The organism is Xanthomonas axonopodis (assembly GCF_001304695.1).
GTDB classification, from domain to species: Bacteria; Pseudomonadota; Gammaproteobacteria; order Xanthomonadales; family Xanthomonadaceae; genus Xanthomonas; species Xanthomonas axonopodis.
On sequence record NZ_JFAQ01000113.1, the window covers coordinates 14,813 to 34,545 of the forward strand.

General features: G+C 66.4%; 18 protein-coding genes and 2 pseudogenes. 9 read left to right on the top strand and 11 right to left on the bottom strand.

Translation table 11 applies throughout. From position 1 onward, the window contains the following. Positions 1-3: 3 nt before the first annotated feature. From pcaD to XAXN_RS11280, 3 genes are all read left to right on the top strand, one after another. Positions 4-786, top strand: a complete 783-nt coding sequence (gene pcaD / locus XAXN_RS11270; RefSeq protein WP_042821073.1) for a 3-oxoadipate enol-lactonase — start codon at positions 4-6, stop codon at positions 784-786. Positions 787-812: 26 nt separating this feature from the next. Next, positions 813-1,226 (top strand): 4-carboxymuconolactone decarboxylase, encoded by a 414-nt coding sequence (gene pcaC, locus XAXN_RS11275; RefSeq protein WP_054319615.1) that lies wholly within the window; start codon positions 813-815, stop codon positions 1,224-1,226. A gap of 164 nt (positions 1,227-1,390) precedes the next feature. Then, on the top strand, positions 1,391-2,317 hold the full coding sequence (locus XAXN_RS11280) for an alpha/beta hydrolase (RefSeq protein ID WP_054319616.1): 927 nt from the start codon (positions 1,391-1,393) through the stop codon (positions 2,315-2,317). A 342-nt stretch (positions 2,318-2,659) separates the two neighbouring features. On the opposite strand, the gene XAXN_RS11285 is transcribed toward XAXN_RS11280, so the two are convergent. Continuing rightward, entirely contained in the window at positions 2,660-3,520 is an 861-nt protein-coding gene (locus tag XAXN_RS11285; RefSeq protein WP_054319617.1) for an IclR family transcriptional regulator domain-containing protein, read from the bottom strand. Between the two features lie 148 nt (positions 3,521-3,668). On the opposite strand from XAXN_RS11285, the gene XAXN_RS11290 reads away from it, so the two are divergent. After that, positions 3,669-4,529: a PA4780 family RIO1-like protein kinase gene (locus XAXN_RS11290; RefSeq protein WP_054319618.1), complete on the top strand. Its 861-nt coding sequence runs from the start codon at positions 3,669-3,671 to the stop codon at positions 4,527-4,529. Between the two features lie 272 nt (positions 4,530-4,801). After that, a complete protein-coding gene (locus XAXN_RS11295; RefSeq protein WP_054319619.1) occupies positions 4,802-5,770 on the top strand; it encodes an alpha/beta hydrolase in 969 nt (322 codons plus the stop codon). A gap of 298 nt (positions 5,771-6,068) precedes the next feature. Here XAXN_RS11295 and XAXN_RS11300 read toward each other — a convergent pair. The 3 genes and pseudogenes from XAXN_RS11300 to XAXN_RS11310 all read right to left on the bottom strand — a co-directional run bounded on the left by XAXN_RS11300 (position 6,069) and on the right by XAXN_RS11310 (position 9,943). After that, positions 6,069-6,750, bottom strand: a pseudogene (locus XAXN_RS11300) (DUF2490 domain-containing protein). A 254-nt stretch (positions 6,751-7,004) separates the two neighbouring features. After that, a pseudogene (mnmG, locus tag XAXN_RS11305) lies at positions 7,005-8,900 on the bottom strand (tRNA uridine-5-carboxymethylaminomethyl(34) synthesis enzyme MnmG); the annotation flags it as partial. 569 nt (positions 8,901-9,469) lie between these two features. Beyond that, positions 9,470-9,943: a hypothetical protein gene (locus tag XAXN_RS11310; RefSeq protein WP_054319620.1), complete on the bottom strand. Its 474-nt coding sequence runs from the start codon at positions 9,941-9,943 to the stop codon at positions 9,470-9,472. A gap of 157 nt (positions 9,944-10,100) precedes the next feature. Here XAXN_RS11310 and XAXN_RS11315 point away from each other — a divergent pair, with 157 nt between their 5' ends. From XAXN_RS11315 to XAXN_RS11325, 3 genes are read left to right on the top strand one after another with little or no spacing between them, the layout of a single operon-like run. Continuing rightward, entirely contained in the window at positions 10,101-11,036 is a 936-nt protein-coding gene (locus XAXN_RS11315; RefSeq protein ID WP_054319621.1) for a pyridoxal-phosphate dependent enzyme, read from the top strand. Beyond that, entirely contained in the window at positions 11,021-11,635 is a 615-nt protein-coding gene (locus XAXN_RS11320) for a YdcF family protein (RefSeq protein WP_054319622.1), read from the top strand. Before XAXN_RS11315 ends, XAXN_RS11320 begins: the two co-directional genes overlap by 16 nt. Before the next feature lie 44 nt (positions 11,636-11,679). Next, positions 11,680-12,099, top strand: coding sequence for a ketosteroid isomerase-related protein (locus tag XAXN_RS11325; protein WP_054319623.1), 420 nt, complete (start codon positions 11,680-11,682; stop codon positions 12,097-12,099). 113 nt (positions 12,100-12,212) lie between these two features. Here the strand turns inward: XAXN_RS11325 and lpxO are convergent, their stop codons facing one another. The 7 genes from lpxO to bioB form a co-directional block, all read right to left on the bottom strand. Further along, entirely contained in the window at positions 12,213-13,118 is a 906-nt protein-coding gene (lpxO, locus tag XAXN_RS11330; protein ID WP_054319624.1) for a lipid A hydroxylase LpxO, read from the bottom strand. A 249-nt stretch (positions 13,119-13,367) separates the two neighbouring features. Then, positions 13,368-14,252, bottom strand: a complete 885-nt coding sequence (gene bioC, locus XAXN_RS11335; protein ID WP_054319625.1) for a malonyl-ACP O-methyltransferase BioC — start codon at positions 14,250-14,252, stop codon at positions 13,368-13,370. A gap of 63 nt (positions 14,253-14,315) precedes the next feature. Continuing rightward, the gene (locus tag XAXN_RS11340; protein WP_054319626.1) at positions 14,316-15,098 is read right to left on the bottom strand and encodes an SDR family oxidoreductase; all 783 of its coding nucleotides are present in this window, start codon (positions 15,096-15,098) and stop codon (positions 14,316-14,318) included. A gap of 45 nt (positions 15,099-15,143) precedes the next feature. Beyond that, entirely contained in the window at positions 15,144-15,905 is a 762-nt protein-coding gene (bioH, locus tag XAXN_RS11345; RefSeq protein ID WP_042824515.1) for a pimeloyl-ACP methyl ester esterase BioH, read from the bottom strand. 100 nt (positions 15,906-16,005) lie between these two features. Next, entirely contained in the window at positions 16,006-16,380 is a 375-nt protein-coding gene (locus XAXN_RS11350; RefSeq protein ID WP_054319627.1) for a DUF7079 family protein, read from the bottom strand. Positions 16,381-16,571: 191 nt separating this feature from the next. After that, the gene (gene bioF, locus XAXN_RS11355; RefSeq protein ID WP_174515490.1) at positions 16,572-17,945 is read right to left on the bottom strand and encodes an 8-amino-7-oxononanoate synthase; all 1,374 of its coding nucleotides are present in this window, start codon (positions 17,943-17,945) and stop codon (positions 16,572-16,574) included. Continuing rightward, complete coding sequence (gene bioB, locus XAXN_RS11360; protein ID WP_054319629.1) at positions 17,869-18,903, bottom strand: biotin synthase BioB; 1,035 nt, start codon at positions 18,901-18,903, stop codon at positions 17,869-17,871. Before bioB ends, bioF begins: the two co-directional genes overlap by 77 nt. Before the next feature lie 49 nt (positions 18,904-18,952). Between bioB and XAXN_RS11365 the strand changes: the two genes are divergently transcribed. Beyond that, entirely contained in the window at positions 18,953-19,678 is a 726-nt protein-coding gene (locus XAXN_RS11365; protein WP_174515489.1) for a ComF family protein, read from the top strand. Positions 19,679-19,733 lie beyond the last annotated feature (55 nt).

Genomic DNA, 19,733 nt, shown 5'->3' on the forward strand with positions numbered 1-19,733 from the left:
TCGATGGCTTATCTCCAGTTGCCCACGCATCGCCTGCATTACCGCTTGGACGGCACCGAAGGGCGCCCCTGGCTGACCTTCTGCAATTCGCTGGGCACCGATCTGCACATGTGGGACGTGCAGATCGAAGCCTTCGCCCCGCATTACCGCATCCTGCGCTACGACCGCCGCGGCCACGGGTATTCGGAGACGCCGCCCGGCCCGTACAGCGTCGCCGACCTGGGGCAGGACGTGCTGGCACTGTGGGACACGCTGGAGATCGCACAAAGCGATTTCTGCGGTCTGTCGATCGGCGGGCTCACCGGCCAGTGGCTGGGGCTGCATGCACCGCAGCGCTTGCGCCGGCTGGTGGTGTGCGCCACCGCCCAGAAGATCGGCAGTGCCGCCACCTGGGAAACCCGCATCGAACAGGTGCGCAGCGAAGGCCTTCCGACGCTGATCGATGCCACGCTGCAACGCTGGTTCACACCGGAATTTGCCGTCAGCCACGCGCAGCGCCTGGACATGATCGCCGCCGCCTTCGTCTCCACCTCGCCGGTCGGGTACATCGCCTGCTGCCAGGCGGTGGCCGATGCCGATTTCCGTGGCGCGTTGGATGGGCTGAACCTGCCGCTGCTGGCGCTGGCCGGCGACGACGACCCGGTGTGCCCGCCGCCTGACCTGCGCGAGATCGCCTATGCCGCGCCGGACGGTCATTACGCCCAGGTGCCCGGCCGCCACATCTGCAACCTGGAGTCGCCGGCCGCGTTCAATCACGCGGTGCTCGGCTTTCTTCAGGGCGAGTGAACTTTCCCATCTTGCAAGGACACCCCATGCACGAAGACGAACGTTATCAAGCCGGCATGCGTGAACGCCGACGCGTCCTTGGCGATACGCATGTCGACCGCGCGCTGGCCGCGCGTAGCGACTTCACCGACGAATTCCAGGACCTGATCACCCGTTACGCCTGGGGCGGCATCTGGACCCGCGATGGCCTGCCGGCCCACACCCGTTCGCTGATCACCTTGTCGATGATGGTCGCGCTAGGCCACGACGAAGAATTCAAGCTGCATGTGCGTGCGGCCCGCAACAACGGCGTGACCCCTGCGCAGATCAAGGAAGTGCTGCTGCAGGCGGCGATCTACTGCGGCGTGCCGGCGGCCAACCACGCGTTCGCGCTGGCCAGGCCGATCCTGGAAGAACAAGCCGCCGACGCCGGCACAGCATCGGCGGCGCAACCCCGGTAAGGTCGTTCCAGTGCGGCGAACAAACCGACTGCGCTCAGCGCCAGGCGCGCGTGCTCGGTGCGGCGTGGACCACACGTACACTGTGGTGCCTAACGCGCCTTCCATGTCCGCCTGCCGCCTACGCGTGCTTGCCGCGCCCAACCCACCGCATCCGGAGACATCGCATGCTGCGTCGAGTCGTCTGCCTGCTGTTGTTGTTATTGGCTGCTGCGGCGCTGCACGCACAACCGCAGCCTGGCCCCGTCACCGTGGTGCCGCAGGTGCGCACCGACGATGGACAGACGCTGGCGGTGTGGTCGCGCGTGCTTGCGCGGCCGCGTGGCGCGATCGTGCTGGTGCACGGCCGCACCTGGAGCGCATTGCCCAACTTCGATTTGCAGGTGCCTGGCGAACCGCGTGACGCGCGCTCTGTGCTTGCGGCGCTCGCGCAAGTCGGATTTGCTGCGTACGCGGTGGATCTGCGCGGCTGCGGCGGCAGCCCTCGCGACCGCACGGGCTGGAATACGCCCGCCCGTGCGGTGGCCGATGTCCGCAGCGTGCTGGCCCGGGTCGCGCAGACCCATCCCGATGTGCCGCCGCCCGCACTGCTGGGCTATTCCAACGGCACGCGGGTGGCGTTGCTGCTCGCGCAGCAGCAACCGCAGGCGATGTCTGCACTGGTGTTGTTCAGCTTCCCGGACGATGTGGATGCACCGCCCGCGCCAGCGGTTCCGGCAGATCGGCCCTTGCGCGCACCCACCACGGCGGCTGCGGCCGGTGAGGACTTCATCGCCGCCAATGCGGCACCACCTGCCGTGCGTGCGGCTTACGTCGCCCAGGCGCTGGCTGCGGACCCGGTGCGCACCGACTGGCGCGCGATGGAGCAGTTCGCCTTCCATCCCGAGCAGGTCGCAACGCTCCCGGTATTGCTGTTGCGCGGCGTCGACGACCCGATCGCCACCCAGGCAGACAACGCCCATCTCCACGCACGTCTACGCAGCGCAGATCGCAGCTGGGTGACCCTGCCGCATGCCGACCATGTGGCCCAGGTCGAAGATAGCCATGCGGCCTGGGTGGACGCAGTAGTGAGCTTTCTGCGCCGGCCGCGCTAAGCGCAGCGGACAGGAAGACGGCGCAGCCGCGAGGCGGGCGCGGCGCATGCTCGACTTGCTACGTGCCACTCGCAACTCCAGCTCTTGCACGCCCCCATGCTCACTGACGATGGATCGCGACGCTTTCGTCGCCGCTCTGAGCCGGTATGCGCGCAACACCGGGTGGCAATCAATCCGCACCTGGCGTACCGCGCGCCTTGCGACCTAACGCCCGCGTGCGCGTCGGCCAGGTGGAATGCATGGTTGGAGTTCTCCTGACCTGTGCGATCGATCACTGCACTGCCAGCGCTTTGGCAATGCGAGCGCAGGTTGCATGCTCCGCCAGCACCGCCCTGTCACGCTCTAGCTCAGCAAGGTTCCCAGCCGTTGCGCCGCCTGCTTGAGCGGTTCCAATAGCTGCGTTTGCATCGTCTGCAGGCTCACCCGCCCGGCCTGGGCGCCGATGTTGAGCGCGGCGATCACCTCGCCGCGCAGGTTGCGCACCGGCACGGCGATCGAGCGCAGGCCGATTTCCAGTTCCTGATCGGTCAGGCACATGCCTTCGCGGCGCGTGCGCGCCAGCACCTCCAGCAGCGCCGAGGCCTGGGTCACCGTGCGGTCGGTCCGCGGACGCAAGGTGGTACGTTCCAGATACGCCTGCAAGGTGTCGCCGGGCAGCGCGGCCAGCAGCACCCGCCCCATCGAGGTGCAATAGGCCGGCAACCGCGTGCCCGGGCGCAACCCGATCGACATGATGCGCACCGTTTCCGACCGCGCCACGTACAGCAGATCGTCGCCATCCAGCACGCCCAACGAACACGACTCGTGCAGTTGGTCGCGCAGCCCGTCCAGGACCGGCTGCGCGGCCGCGGTCATCGATGAAGACGCCGCGTACGCGCCGCCGATCCCCAGCACGCGCGGCAGCAAGACGTAGCCACGCCCTTGCTCGCCCACATAGCCCAGCTTGGCCAGCGTGTGCAGCACGCGCCGGATCGCCGCGCGCGAGATGCCGGTTTCCAGGCTGATCTGCGACATCGTCACTTCGCGCGCGTGCTGGGCGAACACGCTCAGGACCACCAGCCCGCGACCCAGCGAGGTCATGAAGTCTGGATCGCCCTGGGCGGCGGTGATCTGTTGCATCAGCTCATGCGGCAGGCCGCATGAGCTGCCGGCCGCAACCACGGCGGCGGGACGTTTGCGACGGCTGGAGGCGGGCTCGGGCATAGGAGTGCGGCAGCGGACAGGTACGTGCATGGTAAGCGCTTGCGTCACGGCATGCCCCCGCTCACAGTCTGTGCGCAGACATGTAAGCGCTTCACCCTGCTTGCCGCATAATCGCCGCTGGTTTGTGACGGATTGGTGCGCTTAGTCCATGAAAACCCCCAACGGCCTGCAGCCGCTGATCGACGACGGCGTCATCGACGAAGTGTTGCGACCACTGAAGAGCGGCAAGGAAGCATCCGTCTATGTCGTGAGCGCAGGCGCCGAGATCCTGTGCGCCAAGGTCTACAAGGACATGGCGCAACGCAGTTTCCAGGCGCGCGTGCAATACCAGGAAGGCCGCAAGGTGCGCGGCAGCCGTCAGGCGCGCGCGATGGGCAAGGCCACCAAGTTCGGCCGCAAGGAAGCCGAAACCGCCTGGAAGAACACCGAAGCCGATGCGCTCTACCAATTGGTGGATGCCGGCGTGCACGTGCCCAAGCCACGCGGTTACTTCCACGGCGTGCTGCTGATGGATCTGGTCACCGACGAAGCCGGTCACAGCGCACCGCGGCTAGGCGAAGTGGACCTGGAGCCCGATCAGGCGCGCGCGTTCCACGCTAGCCTGATCGGCGATGTGGTCAAGATGCTGTCGCTGGGCCTGGTGCACGGCGATCTCTCCGAATACAACGTGCTGGTTTCGCCCGATGGCCCGGTGGTGATCGACTTTCCACAGGTGGTCAGCGCCGCCGGCAACAATGCTGCGCGCGACATGCTGCTGCGCGATGTGCATAACCTACACGATTGTCTTGGCCGTTTCGCGCCCGAGCTGCTGGACACCCATTACGGCGAAGAGATGTGGGCGCTGTTCGAAAAAGGCGAACTGCGCCCGGACAGCGTGCTCACCGGCCGCTTCAAATTCGACACCCGCCGCGCCGATGTGCGCGCCGTCCGTGCCTCGATCGAAGATGCGCGCCAGGAAAACCTCATTCGCCAGCAAGGCCGCGAAGCGGCTGCCGAAGACAACGACTAGGAAGCGCCAACGGGCCGCTGCGCCGGCCGCCAGGTCCACAGCAGCGCATTGGTCGCGATGCAGCGCAGCAAATTCAACGCGCGCGCTGCGCTACCTGTGACGTCGCCGAGCGGCCAAGCTTCGCGCGCAGGGCCACTTTCCCCAGCAATCCCGGGCATTTTTGCAATCGTGCCCGGCCAGCCGGCCTTTCCGTTGGCACTAGTTAACTATTTGAATAGTGATGGTTCATAATAATCTGGCGAGCTCGGCAATTGGTTATCGGAGAGTTCGTCATGTCGTTTGATCCTGATGTCCTGCGCCTGTTCGCCCAGCTTCAAGAGGCGGCGCAGCCGCCCATGGAAACCCTGCCGATCGAAGGCGCGCGGGCGATGATGCGCGCGGTGGGCGCGCAGTTCGGTTTCCCGCGCATCGAGATGGCCGAGGTACGCGATCTGCAGGCCGATGCCGCTACCGGGGCAGTGCCGTTGCGCTTGTATCGTCCCACGGGGTTTGCGGCCGGCCCGGCCCCGACCTGCCTGTTCGTGCACGGCGGCGGCGGTCTGGTCGGCGATCTCGAGTCGCATGACGATGTGTGTCGGCAACTGGCAGCGCGTGCTGGCTGTCAGGTGCTGGCAATCCATTACCGTCTCGCCCCCGAGCACCCGGCGCCGGCCGGCGTGGAAGATGTCATCGCAACGCTGCATTGGCTGGTTGCGCACCCCGACACGGTCGGCGCCGATGTGCAGCGCCTTGCCGTCTGCGGCGACAGTATCGGCGGCGCCATGGCCGCGGTTGCCGCATTGGCCGCGCGCGATGCCGGAAACGCCCTGCGTTGCCAGCTTCTGATCTATCCGCTGACCGACGCGCGCCAGGACAGCGGTGTGTATCCATCGCGTTCGCTCAACGCCGGTCTGCCACCGTTGACTGCGGCAGCGGTGGAATTCTTCAACCGCCATCTGCTGCCGGATATGGCGGTGGCCAACGACTGGCGTGTCTCGCCGATGCTGGCGCCGGATGTCGCCGGCGTTGCGCCTGCGCTGGTCGTGGTCTGCGACCGCGACATGCTCTACGACGAAGGCCGCGCCTATGCCGAGCGCCTGCGCGCTGCGGGAGTGGAAGTCACCCTGCATAGCTTCCCGGGCATGATCCACGGCTTCATCAACATGGGCAGCGTCTTGCGTGCCGCCGGTGAAACGCTGGACCTGGCGGCGTTGACGCTACGCCAGCGCCTGCTGCCCGCGATCGAATGCAGGGCCGCCTGACAACCTGCGGCAGCCGTGCCGATGACGCGCTGCCGCAACAATGGCGGTGTCACTGCAACCTCGGTGCGTGTGTCACTGCGTGCGTGTGCGGCTCGCAAAAAGAACCCCTGGATGCAGACATGCGCCAGCATAGATGCCGGCACAGATAGGCGCTGCGCACCACGCGGACTGCCACGCTTGTCATCGTCTGCTTGTTGGCAACTCGCAGGTACTAGCGCATCGGCCAGCACGGCGCCTGGCGTCGATTGAAGGCACCGCTTTCAACCTTGCCCTGTAACTGGCCCACGCGCACGCGTGCTCAGAAATTGAAGCGGAACGTGGTCATCAAGATATGGTTCTCCCGATCCACCGCACGCGTGTTGACGAACTGATTCAGGTAACCGACATCGGCGTTGGCAATGGCATTGAAATTCCAGTTGATGTCGACAAACACCCGATTCTGATCGAGACCGTGTTGCGCGCCCCATCGGGTCTGATCCAGATTGACGAACACTGCGTTGAACGCCACCCACGACAATTGCGGACTGAACCGGCTGGGGCGCACCGCGCGGAGCATCTGCCGCACGCGATACCCCTCATCGCTGAAGCCTTCGCGGTGACGCTGTTCCAGGCGTGTGCGGCTGGTCAGGGTGATGCCGGCGACCGGATCGAATGGGTATTGAAATTGCCCCCACCAGCGATTTTCGCGGTTGGACCGCTGCCCGGCCGGATGGCTGATGATGGTGTCGTAACCCATCCAGACACTGGCCTTAAGGTTAAGTCGATAGAACACGGCAGGGCGCAAGATCAGTTGATCGAACTGTTCGCCTTCCTCGCGCCAGCGCGGATGGACATCCATGCTTCCAGTACAGGTTTCCGACTGGCAACTTGCCCTGCGCATAGACGCTCAGCCAGTAACGCCCGTCTTCTTCGGTCCTGGCGTGCGCCGGCCAACTGCACGACAGTGTCAACAGCAGCAGAGCGCAGGCGCTGCGGAACATCGCCGGCCATAACGGGCAAGATGCGTTCATGTGTCGAAATGTGTCGTCGTTGGCAAATCATAGCAATAACGCTTGAGCCCGCTTCAACCGTTCGGTCGGCTCAGGTCGCCTTTGCTCGCTCGCGTGTTCGCTCATCGGGACACGCCGTCGTTTTGCGATGACCGATGCGGTCACCGCTGTCTTCAGCGGGATGGATGCCCCAACGATCGCTGACAACGGGCAGTGATCGTCGCGTCGATCACGCCACCTGGCTGCTGGCTGCGGCGTGCGCGCTCCAGATGCACCAGCAGCAGCGAGATCGCCGCCGGGGTCATACCGGGAATACGTTGTGCCTGGCCGATATGCTGGGGGCGCACGCGTTCGAGTTTCTGCTGCACTTCGATCGACAGCCCCCGGACGCTGGCGTAATCGAAACCGTCCGGGATCGGCGTGCTTTCGTGGCGTTGCTGGCGCGCGATGTCGTCGCGCTGGCGGTCCAGGTAGCCGGCGTATTTGACGCTGATCTCGACCTGCTCGGCCACCTGCGCATCGTTCACGCCCGGGCCCAGGGTCGGCACCCGCATCAAGGTGGCGTAGGTGAGTTCCGGGCGCTTGATCAGGTCGAGCACGTTGGTTTCGCGGCTGACTGTCACGCCCAGCGCGTCGGCCACCTCGCGGCCCAGCGCATTGCCCGGTGTGGCCCACAGTGCAGACAACCGCGTCGTTTCGCGTTGCACTGCTTCCTGCTTGGCCGAAAAGCGCGCCCAACGCGCGTCGTCCACCAGGCCCATCGCACGCCCGACGCCGGTCAGGCGCGCATCGGCATTGTCCTCGCGCAGCTGCAACCGGTATTCGGCACGGCTGGTGAACATGCGGTACGGCTCGGTGGTGCCGTGGGTGATCAGGTCGTCCACCAGCACGCCCAGGTAGGCCTCGTCGCGGCGTGGCGACCAGGCCGGCAGCCCCTGCACGTGGCGCGCTGCGTTGAGCCCGGCCAGCAGACCCTGGGCGGCCGCCTCTTCGTAACCGGTGGTGCCGTTGATCTGCCCGGCGAAGAACAGCCCGGCCACCGCCTTGGTCTCCAGCGAAGCCTTGAGCCCGCGCGGGTCGAAGAAGTCGTACTCGATGGCGTAGCCGGGGCGGGTGATGTGCGCGTTCGCAAAGCCGTGGATCGAGCGCACCAGTGCCAGCTGCACATCGAACGGCAGCGAGGTGGAAATGCCGTTGGGATAGATCTCGGCCACTTCCAGGCCTTCGGGCTCGACGAAGATCTGGTGGCTGGTCTTTTCGGCAAAACGCACCACCTTGTCTTCGATCGACGGGCAGTAGCGCGGGCCGATGCCTTCGATCTGCCCCGAATACAGCGGTGAGCGATGCAGCGCGCTGCGGATGATGTCGTGGGTTTGCTCGGTGGTCTGGGTGATCCAGCAGCTGACCTGGCGCGGATGGTCGCTGACCTGGCCCATGAACGACATCACCGGCAACGGGTCGTCGCCGGGCTGCTCGGCCATTACGCCGTAATCGAGCGTGCGCCCGTCGATCCGCGGCGGAGTGCCGGTCTTGAGCCGGTCGATCGCGAACGGGCGCTCGCGCAGGCGCGCGGCCAGCGTGGTGGCCGGCGGATCGCCCATGCGTCCGGCCGCGTACTGGGTTTCGCCCACATGGATCTTGCCCGCCAGGAAGGTACCGGCCGTCAGCACCACCGAAGGCGCCTGGAAACGCAGCCCGGTCTGGGTGATGACACCGCGCACGCTGTCGGCTTCGCTGGTGCCGTGATGAATGATCAGATCGTCCACGGCCGCCTGGAAGACGGTCAGGTTGGGCTGGGCCTCGACGATGCAGCGGATCGCAGTGCGATACAGGTTGCGGTCGGCCTGGCAGCGCGTGGCACGCACTGCCGGCCCCTTGGAGGCGTTGAGCGTGCGCCACTGGATGCCGGCCAGATCTGCTGCGCGTGCCATCGCCCCGCCGAGTGCGTCGATCTCCTTGACCAGGTGGCCCTTGCCGATCCCGCCGATGGCCGGGTTACAGCTCATCGCGCCCACCGTCTCGATGTTGTGGGTGAGCAACAAGGTGCGCGCCCCTGCGCGTGCAGACGCCAGCGCGGCTTCGGTGCCGGCGTGACCGCCTCCGATCACGATGACGGCGTAGCGATAGAAGGAGTCGGACATGGGCGTGGACCAGGAGCGGAAAGGGAAACGGCCGCGGAAGTATCGGCTGAAGGGCCGGGCTAGGTCACTTCTTCGATATAAAGTGTGATTTAAATCACATTTTATGCAAGTGTCCCTCAAGTTGGCATGTTTCGTGCGGATATCCCTACTGCACTCGTCGTGGCATTGCGACATGGGCGCAAAGGCTGGAATTGGAACAGGGGCCAGCCGCGCGTGCGATGGGGTAGCGTAAGGGTCGGTAGTCGGGGGACTGCCGACCCTTAATTTTTTATGATTTCTGCCAGTGGCGCACGCACCCCTCCGTTGCAGCGCCCGCTCGGCGACATCGAACAAAAAAGAAAGCCCCGGCATGCCGGGGCTTTCTGTCTTGTAGGCGCCGATATCCGACAGGGCCGGAACAGGGGGGGATCCAGATTTCCCTGTCGGACATCGACATAAGTCGTTCAATGGGGCTGGCCCTGTCAAAAAATGACCTCGCGGGTCACACAGAACACCTAGCTTGCGACCAATCGTCAGCTGAACGCAAGCCCCCAATATCGCCAAGTGTGGGCCAGGTCGCAGTCAGCGTCTTAAGGAATCTGTTCGCGTGTGTTGCGCGGTGCGGTTTGCCGCTGGATCTCGCGAATGACACGCGGCGGTGCGCCGATACGAGGTGGCGGCCGCGACGGCGGTGCGCCGGTTGCCGGCGGACGATTGGGTTGTTGCGGCCGCGAGCCGCCGGGACGCTGCCCGTTGTTGAACGAGCCGTTCGGGCGCGGCGGGCGGTACTGCAGACGGCGATCGTACTGCCAATAGTAATAGCCGCCACCATCGCGATAGACCGGATACACCGGGTAGTTGTACAGGCCGATCGACCCGGCGCCATAGCCATACGGCAGACCGTACGGGTTGCCGTAGAAGTACGGAGAGTAGCCGGGCGGATAGCGATACTGCACGGCAGGCGCACCACGGTAATAGCCGCCCGACCCACCGCCGGTGTAGTCGTAGGTTGCGCAGCCGCTCAGGGCCAACAGCCCGGCGGCGAAGATCAGACGGAATTTCATGAATGGTGCCCTCCTGCAACCATGGTGCCACTGTCGAGCCGATGCATTGAATCGGTCCTTAATTGTGCGGCATTGCGGCGCTTTGTCATCGATCCAGCATGCGCGGCGTCAGTGGGTGCGGCCCGTGAAGAGGAGGCGATACGTTAATCTTGCAGGCATGATCGAGACGGTCCCCCTTGCCCATTCCGACGTCCTGCAGGCCGCTGCGCGGATTGCGCCGCATTGCACGCCGACACCGTTGCTGACATCGCACAGCCTGGACGCGCTCAGCAGTGCGCAGTTGTTCTTCAAGGCCGAGCATTTGCAGCGCAGTGGCGCATTCAAGTTCCGCGGTGCCTGCAATGCCGTGTGGTCGCTGCCGGATGAGCTGGCTGCGCGCGGTGTGGTCAAGCATTCCTCCGGCAACCACGGCGCGGCGCTGGCGCTTGCCGCACGCACGCGCGGCATCGGCTGCCATGTGGTGGTGCCCGAAGGTGCGGTGGCGGCCAAGCTGGCCAATATCTCCCGGCACGGCGCCACGTTGTGGCGTTGCGCGCCGACCATCGCGGCCCGGGAACAACAGCTATGCGCCGAGGTGCAGGCCGGCAGCAGCGCCACGCTGGAGCTGCTGCACCAAAGCGGCGGGCTGGATGTGCTGGTGGCGCCGGTCGGCGGTGGTGGGCCGGCGGCCGGCGCCGCACTGGCGCTGCAGTCCTCGCCGGACCGCGAGCTGGTGTTAGCAGAGCCGGCCGGCGCAGCCGATACCGCGCGTTCGCTGGCGGCCGGGCAGCGGCTGGTCGATTTCGTGCCGGACATCATTTGCGATGGCCTGCGCGGCACCTTGGGCGCGCCCAACCTCGCAGTGCTGCAGCACGCCGGTGCGCAGGTGATCACGGTGGACGATGCCGCGGTGGTGCGGTGGTGCGGTGGTGCGGTGGTGCGGGCCATAATACGGCTGGTCTGGCAGTTGCTCAAGCAAGTGGTCGAGCCATCTTCGGCGATCGCCCTGGCCGCGGTGCTGGCCCAGCCGGCACGGTTTGCCGGGCGCCGGGTAGGGCTGATCCTGTCCGGCGGCAATCTCGATCTGGATGCCTTGCCTTGGGCCGCGGCGTGAGCAGGCGCTCACGCCGCGGCCTGTGGGGCTGGGGCTGGCGGTTGTGCATGCTGGCGCTGATCTGGCTGGTGGCGGTGGCAGGCTGGATCGTGTGGATCGGCGACCGCGATCAGGCCGCACCGGCCGATGTGATCATCGTGCTCGGTGCGGCCGCCTACGATGCGCGCCCTTCGCCGGTGTTTGAAGAACGCATCCGGCATGCGCTGGATCTGTACGCGCAAGGCTATGCGCCATGGCTGTTGTTCACCGGCGGCTTCGGCAACGGTGCGCGCTTTGCCGAATCGCAGGTGGCCAGACGCTACGCGCTGCGCCACGGCATTCCGCCGGATGCCATCGTGATCGAAACCACCTCGCGCACCACCCGGCAGAACCTGGAACAGGCGCGCACGCTGATGGAGCGGCACGGCCTGCATCGGGCGATCATCGTCAGCGACCCACTGCACATGGCGCGCGCGCTGCGGTTGAGCCAGGAACTGGGTATCGATGCGCTGGCCTCGTCCACGCCGAGCACGCGGTTTCGCAGCTTCCACACCAGCTGGCGCTTCCTGTTGCAGGAGGTGTATTACTTTCATCGCGATCTGGTGGTGCAAGGGCCGTGATCGCAGGCCTATGATGCGGCTTTCCCAGCGGCAGGTTCGAGAGCATGAGCGAGACCCATCGGCAACACGCCATCGGCCTGGTCCAGGCCTATTACGCGGCATTCAACCGTGGCGACTGGGACGGCATGTTGGCGTTTCTGGCCGACGACGTTGCCCACGACCTCAATCAAGGTCCGCGCGAAATCGGCCGCAACGAATTTGCCGCGTTCCTGCAGCGCATGAACGACAGTTACCGCGAGCAATTGCGCGATGTGGTCGTCGTCGCCAACGACGATGGCACCCGGGTCGGTGCCGAGTACGTGGTGCATGGCGTCTATCACACCACCGACGAAGGCCTGCCGGAGGCCACCGGGCAGACCTATGTGCTGGTGGGCGGTGCGTTCTTCGACGTGCGGGGCGACAAGATCACTCGCGTGACCAACTACTACAACCTGCAGGAATGGATTGCGCAGGTATCGCGCTGAGTGCGTCGACCGGCATGGGCTAGAATGCATCGTAGGAGCGCACCCGGGCGCGATGAAGCGTTACCGGCGATGCCGGTCGCGCCCGGGTGTGCTCCTACACGGGCGGGCGAGGGTTACAGCGACACGATCCCGACCACCACCAGGATGAAGATGCTCCACTTGAGCGCCTGGTACAGCGGGTTGTTGCGTTCCTTCAGCGCCTTGGCCTTGAGGCGGGCGGCGTAGAAATAGCGGAACACGCGGTTGATGCCGCCGGTCTTGTCGCCTTCCTGATTGGGCGAGGCGCCGGCCGAGAGCAGGCTGCGGCCGACGAAGCGGTTCACCGCCGCTGCCCAGCGCCAGCGCATCGGGCGTTCGATATCGCAGAACAGAATGATGCGGTCCTGCTCGGTGTCGTTGCGCGCGTAGTGGATGTAGGTCTCGTCGAACATGGTCCACTCGCCATCGCGCCAGCTGTGGCGCTGGCCGTCGACGTCGATGAAGCAACGGTCGTCGTTCGGTGTCGCCAGGCCCAGGTGCAGTCGCATGGAACCGGCGAACGGGTCGCGGTGCGGGCGCAGTTCGCTGCCCGGCGGCAGTTCGGCGAACATCGCTGCCTTCACCGTGGGAATGGACTTCAGCAAGGCGGTGGTCTGCGGGCACAATTCGACTGCAGACGGGTGCGCGGTGCCGTACCACTTCAGATAGAAACGCTTCCAGCCACGCCGGAAGAACGAATTGAAGCCGATGTCGGTATAGCCTTCGGCAGCGCGGATCTTCTGCATCTGCTGCAACGCCACCGCTTCGTCGCGGATCAGTGGCCAGCTGGCGCGCAGCGGCGCCAGCTCTGGAAATTCCTTGCCCGGGTCGATGAACGGGGTGGTCGGCACGCGCGAACACAGGTACATCAGTGTGTTGATCGGGGCCATGAAGGTGGAATGGTCCAGCAACTGCCGGCTGAGCCGGTGCCGCACGCGACCGCGGTAATGGATGTAGAGCGCCGATGCGATGAACAGCGCGATGAGGAGCCACTTCAACATGGGGGAGGCCGATTGGGGGGCGGGGAGCCGCAAACGTAAGAGCGGCTTCCAACAAGCGCACGCGCACTACTGCGCCGTGTCGGTAGCCACCATCGAACTAGATGAGCCGCAACGAAGGAAGTGCGGCCGGTCACTTCAGAATTCTAGCAAGTGTCACCGCCGAGCCTGACGGGTGAGCATGCGCAGGGCGCAATAACTGCGTATCTCGCCGGCAGTGGATGCGCGATGGCCGGCGTTCTGTACCGCCGCTCAGTCGATGCGGCGGCGGATCGGGATGGCGCTGACCGGCACGCTGGCAACGTCACGCCCGTGTTCGCGGATGGGCGCACCCGGCGCCGGTGCCCAGGCATGGGCGTAGATCACTTCCCAGGAGCTGGGCAGGGTGCCGTCGCGCCGCCGCAGCGGTTCGTAGGCAGCACTGGCGGCCGCGAAGCGACCGCGTCCGGTCAAGGTGGCGCGGCGGTTGCTGAGCGCATTGGTCGCGCCCATCGCACGCAGCTCGCGCATGAGCGCAGGCAGGTCGCTGTAGGTCAGGGTGAACAGGTCGCGGTCCAGCACCGGGTCGCGGAACCTGGACATCAGCAGGGCGTCGCCGAATTGGGCGATCGGCGGAAAGCGGCTGACGTGCGGCGCCGGGTCGGTCTGCGCAAAGGCATCGCGCAATTCGATCAGCGTTTCCGCGCCGAAGGTGGAGCACAGCAGCAATCCACCCGGGCGCAGCGCACGTCGAAAGCCGGCGAACACGGCCGGCAGGTCTTCCACCCACTGCAGGCACAGATTGCTGAAGATCACATCCACGCTGCCGTCGGCAACGGGCAGCGCGCGCGCATCGGCGCACACCTGCGTGAACGGCTTCCACCAGCCAGCGGCCTTGCGCGCCTGGCGCAGCATCGGCATGGCCTGATCCAGCGCGATCACCTGCGCCTTGGGCCAGCGCTTCTTGATTGCAGCGCTCGCATGGCCGGGGCCGGCGCCGACATCCAGCACCACCTTGGGCACCTGCTCGCCCAGGTAGTCGAGCGATTCGAGCAGGCGGGCTTCCGCTTCGCGTTGAAGTGCGGCGGCGGCGGTATAGGTGCTGGCGGCACGCGCAAACGCGCGCCGGACGTGGCGGGTGTCGAAAGTACTGGTCATGGCAACGCTATTGTCGCCCCTGGCAGGGGCGGAGGGAATCGATCGGGCCCGCAAGGCGCCGCGCTAGAACGTGCCGGGATAGCTGCCGCCATCGATCAACAGATTCTGTCCGGTGACGTAGCCGGCCTGCGCACTGCACAGAAAGGCGCAGGCCGCGCCGAACTCGTCCGGTTCGCCGAAGCGCGCTGCCGGAATGCCCGCACGCTTGCGCTCTGCGACCTCTTGGGCGGTGCTGCCCCGTTGCTGTGCGATGGCGGCGAAATTGCCGCGCAGGCGGTCGGTGGCGAACTGCCCGGGCAACAGGTTGTTGATGGTGACGTTGTCGGCCACGGTGCTGCGCGCCAACCCGGCGACGAAGCCGGTGAGGCCGGCGCGGGCAGCGTTGGACAGGCCAAGGATGTCGATCGGCGCCTTCACCGCGCTGGAGGTGATGTTGACGATGCGGCCGAAGCGGCGTGCGCGCATGTCATCGACGGTGGCGCGGATCAGTTCGATCGGTGCCAGCATGTTGGCGTCCAGCGCGCGCAACCAGTCGGTGCGTTCCCACTGGCGGAAATCGCCCGGCGGCGGGCCGCCGGCGTTGTTGATCAGGATGTCGACCTGCGGGCAGGCCGCGAGTGCGGCGCTGCGTCCTTCCGGCGTGGCGATATCGGCCACCACGCTGCGCACCTGGCCAGCGCCGGGCAGTGCGCGCAAGGCGTCGGCGGCGTGCTCCAGCGGCTCACGTCCGCGTGCGGCGATCACCACATTGACGCCTTCGCCGGCCAATGCACGTGCGCAGCCCAAACCCAGGCCTTTGCTTGCGGCGCAGACCAATGCCCAGCGGCCAGCGATTCCCAGATCCATGCGATGTGCCCCTCGATCAGCGATGTCACATGATCGACGATCGGCTCATGGCACGGACGCAACGAAGCGTTGCAGTGCCTCGCTGACCTGATCTGCATGGCCAAGAAACGGCGCATGACCACCGCCGGCAATGGTGAGCGCCTGTGCATGCGGGCTGAGCGCGGCGGCGGCATGCATGCCGGCGGCCGGCACCAGGCGATCGCGTTGCCCGGCGATCCACAGGCTGGGGCGTGCGAGCTGCGGCAAGGCGCGGCGCAGATCGGTGCGTTCAAGCAGGGTAAGGCCTTGCTGCAACGCCTCCGGCGCCGGTTCGCCGCGCGCGGTGAGCGTCTCGCGCAGGCTGCGCAGTTCGCTGCGTGCATGCGCCGAGCCCAGTGTGTCCAGCGCAAGAAAACGTTCCAGCGTGCCGCGGTAGTCGCGCGACAACTCGATGCCGAATTGCACGAAGACCTCGCGCTGGACGGCACTCGGCCAATCGCTGCCACGTACGAAACGCGGCGTTGCGGCAATCATCGCCAGCCCGCGTACCTGCGGCAGGGTAGCGGCCGCATGCAGCGCGAACAGCCCGCCCAGCGACCAGCCGAGCCATACCGCCGGCGGCGTGGCGGCTGCAATCTCGGCGACCACGTAGGGCAATGCCAGCGGTGTGCTGTCGTCGCGACTGAAGCCGTGCCCGGGCAGGTCGACCAGATGCAATTGATGGCGCGGTGCCAGGCGCTCGACCAGCGGCGCGAACACGCCGCCGTGCAGTGCCCAACCGTGCAGGAGAACCAGCGCAGGCCCGTGGCCGATGACATCGATATACATGCGCGTATTGTCGCCGATTGTGGCGTGCCGGCACGCATCGTGAAAATACGCGACGGTGCTTGGATGCATGTAGATCTGCTGTTTGTGCAGTGCCTCGGTGTCAATGCGTGGCGGCTGCACGCAGTGCGACGATTCTCGGGGCCAGCAACGTCCACTGCGCACGCGCATGACCGCACCAGCGCCAGCGCGCCGGCCAGTGCCAGCGCCGTGCGCACCGCGCCTGGATCGCCGCAACCAGCCAATCGGAATCAAAGCCGTCCCAGACGCCGGCCACGCTGCGCAGATTGCCGATCAGTACCAGGTGCACCTCGTACAACAACATCGTGCGCAACTGTTCCAGGGTGAAGGGCGAGGCAGCCAGAACGCGCGCGATGTCGTTGTCGTCGCAACTATCGCTGTCCAGGTACAGCCGCGACAAGGCTTCCCAGACGCGGCGTTGCGCCGCGTTGGCTGTGCCTGGTGTCGCGCGTGACATGTCAGTGCCGGGGTGCGATTGGATGCCGGCGCGCACCGGTTGCACGGCTGGCCCAATGCAGGCCATCGATCCCGCAATGCATGGTCAGCGCGCCGTTGTCGCCTGCCATGCAGCTGCGTCGTGCAATCGCTGCAGTGGCTGAGTGGCCCACGCGTGTTTGCGTGCAGGCCAGCCACGCACTGCCACTTGCCTCAAGCAGAAGCACCCAGCGGCTGCCGACTGACCACATCGCGCGCCTGCACGACGGCCTCGACCAGTGCCTGCACCTGCTGCGGCGTATGCAACACAGACAAGGTCACGCGCAAACGCGCCTTGCCTTTGGGCACGGTGGGCGGACGAATGGCGCCAACCATGAAACCTGCGTTTTCCAGTGCAGCCGACATTGCCATCACGGTTGCTTCCTCGCCACATAACAACGGCTGGATCGGCGTGTCGGAGGCCATCAGTTCAAAGCCGTGCTTGCGCGCGCCATCGCGGAACGCACCGATCAATTCGACCAGACGCGTACGCCGCCAATCGTCGCGACGCGCCAGGCGCACGGCCGCCAGGGTGGCCGCGACCTGCGCCGGCGGCAATGCAGTGGTGTAAATGTACGGACGCGCCGTTTCGGCCAGATGGCGCACCAGCGCCTCTTCGCCCACCACCACCGCGCCGTAGCCACCGAGCGCCTTGCCCAGGGTGACCAACTGCAACGGCACTTCGGCCACGCCCAACCCGGCATCGGCCACGCAACCGCGCCCTTGCGGACCGAGCACGCCCACACCGTGCGCGTCGTCCACATAGAACAGCGCTTGCTGCATGCGCGCCACCAGGCTCAAGGTGCGCAGCGGCGCGACATCGCCGTCCATGCTGAAAACGCCGTCGGTGGCCAGCATCGCCGCGCCCTCGGGCGCGCCCTTGAGCTGGCGCATTGCGCCTTCCACGTCCAGGTGCGGATAGCGCCGCAGCCGGCAGCCGGCCAGCCGCGTGGCATCGAGCAGGCTGGCGTGATTGAGCCGGTCCTGCACGCAGACGTCGTCTTCTTCGCTGAGCAACGCCTGTTGCACGGCCAGATTGGCGATGAAGCCGCTGCCGAACAGTAACGCCGACGGATAGCCCAGCCAGTCGGCGATTTCGCGTTCGAGCGTTTCGTGCGCGGTGTGGTGACCGCAGATCAGATGCGAGGCGGTGGCGCCGGCGCCATCGCGGGCAGCGGCATCCTGCAGCGCGGCGACCACTTCGAACTGTTGCGACAGACCCAGGTAGTCGTTGGAACAGAAACCGGTCAGCCAACGGCCATCGATCTCAAGCCGCGCGCCATCTCGCCGGCCCACCTGTCGCCGCACCCGCACCCGTTCCTGGGCCACACGCAATTTACGCAGCGACGAAATCCGTTCGTGCAGATCGGGGCGAGCCATGGGGGCGTTCAACGGCAGGGAAGGTTCGTTAGCGTAACGTGCCGGGCTCAGGGCGCCCAGCCGCCACCGACGACCGGTGCCCGGCGTCAGGTCAGGCAGCGTGCTCGCATGCAGCGCTGCGGGTGATCTCCGCATGGACGGTGCCGGGGTGATCGTGCTCGGCCGCATCGACGGTGATCTGCATCGGGCGCAGGCCCAGGCGCTGGAACAGGGCCTGGTCGCGTTCGGTGTCCGGGTTGCCGGTGGTGAGCAATTTTTCGCCGTAGAAAATCGAATTGGCACCGGCCAGGAAGCACAGCGCCTGCAGTTCGTCGCTCATCGCCTCGCGGCCGGCGGACAGGCGCACCATCGATTTAGGCATCGCGATACGGGCCACGGCGATCATGCGCACGAACTCGAACGGGTCCAGTTGCTGGGTGCCATGCAGCGGAGTACCGGGCACCTGCACCAGCTGGTTGATCGGCACCGAATCCGGATGCGCCGGCAGCGTGGCCAGCGCCAGCAGCAGGCCGATGCGGTGTTCGCGGGTTTCGCCCATGCCGACGATGCCGCCGCAGCAGGTCTTCAGGCCGACATCGCGCACATGCTCCAGCGTGTTCAGGCGGTCCTGGTACTGGCGGGTATGGATGATCGAGTCGTAATAATCCGGCGCGGTATCCAGATTGTGGTTGTAGTAGTCCAGCCCGGCATCCTTGAGCGCACGCGCCTGGCCGGCGTCGAGCATGCCGAGTGTGGCGCAGGTTTCCAGGCCCATGGCCTTCACCTCGCGGATCATGGCGGCCACCTTGGGGATGTCGCGCTCCTTGGGCGAGCGCCAGGCGGCGCCCATGCAGAAGCGCGAGGCACCGGCGGCCTTGGCCTGGCGCGCCTTGGCGACGACCTCTTCGGTTTCCATCAACTTCTGCGCGGTCACGCCGGTGTCGTAGCGCTGCGCCTGCGGGCAGTACACGCAGTCTTCCGGGCAACCGCCGGTCTTGACCGAGAGCAAGGTGGACACCTGCACTTGCGCCGGGTCGAAGTGCGCGCGATGCACGCTGGCCGCGCGATGCAGCAGCTCCGGAAACGGCAGATCGAACAGCGCCTGCAGCTCTTTGCGATCCCAGTCATGGCGGAGGACAACAGACATCGGAGTTTCCTGATAGTCAGCGGCTTGGAAGCCAGGCAGTCTGGTGAGCATGGAAAAGGCTGTCAACTTCAATCAGGTTCGATCGGTTTACAGGTGGCCGCAGCGGGTGCTGCGGCTGTTGCTGCCGAGCCTGTGTCTGGTCTGCGCGGAGGCCGGCACGCCCGACGGCGATCTCTGCCCCGCATGCTGTGCCGCCTTGCCCGACCACGGCCACGCCTGCCTGTGCTGCGCCACGCAGCTGTTCGCCTCCGATGCGGTGGCGCTGTGCGGGCAGTGCCTGCAGCACCCACCACCGCTGCAGCGGGTGCATGCCTGTTTTACCTATCGCTGGCCGGTGGATGGGCTGCTGCGGCGGTTCAAGTTCCATCAGGACCTGGCGGCAGGCCACCTGCTCAGCGAACTGATGGCTCGGCGCTGCGTGGGGCTGCCGCGCCCGCAGGCGTTGGTGCCGGTTAGCCTGCACCGGCAACGCCTGCGCCAGCGCGGTTACGACCAGGCGCTGGAGCTGGCCAGACCGCTGGGCCGCGCGTTGCAGCTGCCGTGCCTGCCGTTGCTGCGACGCGTTCGCGCGACCGCACCGCAATCCGAACTGGACGCGGTCGAGCGGCAGCGCAATCTGCGCGATGCGTTCGAGGCCCGCGGCGCCTTGCCCGCGCATGTGGCCTTGGTGGACGACGTGATGACGACCGGCGCGACGTTGCACGCCGCGGCGAAGGCCTTGCGCAAGGCGGGTGTTCAACGGGTGGATGCCTGGGTCTGCGCGCGGGTGCCGTGACCTGGCCTGCCGCCGCCGGGTGCGCGAGGCTTCGCCCGTACCCTCACCCCAACCC